At 36.3% G+C, this 2,703-nt stretch carries 1 protein-coding gene; it reads right to left on the bottom strand.

Features of this window, described 5'->3' with window-relative positions:
* Positions 1-222: 222 nt before the first annotated feature.
* Positions 223-2,703 (bottom strand): hypothetical protein (locus F607_RS35010; protein ID WP_038292425.1); only part of this gene is annotated, 2,481 nt, incomplete at its 5' end.

Here is a 2,703-nt window from a genome sequence, read left to right as displayed (position 1 = left end):
ATTAAAGTCGTTGCTTTTAGCCAAGTAGCTGAACTCATTAAAGGTGCAAATGCGGATAAAATCGTTATAATTGTGTCAGGCAATGACGGCCCCTTCCTTGGGATGGTTTAATTTTTTTGTCAAAAAAATTGTGCCGTCATTGCCACTTAAACTCCAGTTATTCTGCTTGTTTTCTACCAAAAAAATCAAATTCTGTTCATTATTTGAGCACATCTGCTTAAGTTAAATGGCCAAAGTCGAGTCACTAATATAATTATTTTTTATATCAAAAATTTCTGCTGTGTTATCTTCTCCTCGACAAAAGTGACAAATCATTTTGGTAGGAGTATTGGGTCCATAGGATTCTTTTAGGGCGTCAATAACATCAGATAACCTTAATCCCAGGGCATTTTCATTTAAATTGATGATAGTGAATGAGCTATTTGGTTGTAATGTTGATTCGTCAGTATTTTTTTGTCTTGAGATATAGTGAGCAATACGTTCATGACTTTCAATGTTAGAAGAGGAAAGACTATAGTCTTTCATTTTGATTTGTGAAACATCATAGACTTGTGACTCATGTTTGTAACGAACTTTATTTTCTTTTAATCTGTTTAGTAAATCAAATGCATCATCACCTAGCCCACCTGATTGTAAAATAGTGTTTGCTGGAGTAGCAAAGTCCAAGGCCAACCCTTCGGGTTTTATAAACATGATGGCCTCCTTGCCAGAGCCATGCGCTAATAATAAAAATGTATCAGAGACTGCCGGTGTTTTGTGGTAGGCTAGAGCAATTTCTTGACCATTAAGCTTTAAGCTAGAAATATTTATTTTGTAACGAGTTTCAAGGGTATTAATATCTTCAGATGATAAAAAAACATCATTGACTTTGATTCGGTTAACTACATTATTTTTTACTAGGTAGTCCCGCGTTTCTTCAAAACTACCGAATGATAATGGTGCTTCACTATTGGGTATATATAAAGTTACTTGATCTGATGAATTTGCGTCAAACAAAACTGTATATTGTGATTCCTGTCTTTTAGAAACATCATCAATGACTTTAACCTCATCACCTAGAAACCATGAGCTGTTAAAGATAAATTCATTTTTTCGGTAACTGGCTAATAAAGATTTCGCCTCTGTTAATTGAGTAAAAGTTTTAAAATTTCTACCCTCGCCAGGAATATAGAGTTGATATGTACCGTTTGCTTCTGGTGAGGGCCAAATAAGTAATCTGGCCTCATAATCAACTGAGCTGGGTTGTTGATTTAATACCGTGATATCATTACCAAGATTCTGTTCTACCTCTCTTCTTAAAGTACTTAGTTTATCAATTTTTTGTCGGCGTGACTCTTGACGTTGTATATAACCATATATATGTGCTTCTGCATCTTCAAGTGATGAAATTGTATGAGGTGCATCTTGATCAGGTATATAGATTTCTAACTTATTATTTTTTTCGTCCAGATGGATTTCAATATCAGTGATTATTTCTAAATATGGCTTTCGTGTAACCACTTTAACATTGTCACCAAATTTATCTTGAGCTTGCTGAGATATTGACTCAAAAGACAGATAGCTACTATTTCCAACTGATGGAATAGTATGAGCGTCAAGTGAAGTTACATCGAGCTTAAAGTCGAACCAGTAGCCATTAGAAAAGCGAGCATATGCTTTACCTTGGTAAAGAATAACTTCTAGTTGCTTATCATTTTTGGTGATATTAAGCTTTTTAGCGTTGTAAGTAGCTTCTACTTGGGGGGCATTCCAAATTTGATTGAGCTCACTTTGTAAGTTATTTGTAACTTTATTTTGCAAAATTACAGGTATGGGTTGGTTTGAACTTTTTGTTTGAGTGGTACGTTGATGGTCCTTCGCAGAAGATCGGTAAAATAAACTACGCATCACTGATGATTTTCGAGATAATCTATCACCAATACCAGTTGATTCTAGGGTATCTGCCGTAGCTTCAACAATTGCCCCAATACCTTCAAGGATTTCACTTGGATTATCTGCATTGGCAATGGTGACTCCGCCAACGCCAACGCCACTGATAATAACGGAAAAATCTAAAGCTTTGGCAAATTTGCCTGAAGCGCCAACCCCTAAAATAGCTGCTGTTGTTGCGGCAAAGTCGTACCAATACCTTAAGTCTTCAGCAAATTGTTCATTACGTTGTTTGAATTGGCTATCAATATCAGCGCGTTTTGCTTTAAAAAATTGATCTGCTAGGGCTCTACTGTAAGTTTTTTCACCTATGGGTAAAAGCTTCAGCTGTTCTGCTTTTTCGCTGCGCCAGTGTGAAAGATCATAATTAAATTTTTGCTTTAAAAGCCACCAGCCAGATTCATCTAATATCAAGTGATCTTCAAAATTTTGGTTATAGTAGGGATAAACTTCGCCTTTATCCTTAGGACTGGTTCTTCCTCCTTTATGGGTTAGCCAGTTTTTATACCAAATGATTGCTTCTGCTTTGCTGGTAAAGCCACCTCGTAGCCCTTGCTTAGGGCCATGTGCAAAATGCCAGAGATAAACACCAGCTGTTTCATCGACAATCAATGCATGATTTTTTGAGATAATAGTAGGGATATGACCTGTGGTTTTAACCCCATTAAGATTAAATGGGGCATAGCCTTTGGCAGGAAGATGTGGAATAAACGCAGTGACATTTTGATTACCATTAAGCAGTTGGTTGATCGTTGATATTTCGACTGAAGATAA

This window comes from Zooshikella ganghwensis DSM 15267 (genome assembly GCF_000428585.1).
GTDB lineage: Bacteria > Pseudomonadota > Gammaproteobacteria > Pseudomonadales > Zooshikellaceae > Zooshikella > Zooshikella ganghwensis.
Note: the sequence above shows the minus strand (reverse complement) of the source record. Positions and strands in the feature narration are given on the sequence as shown.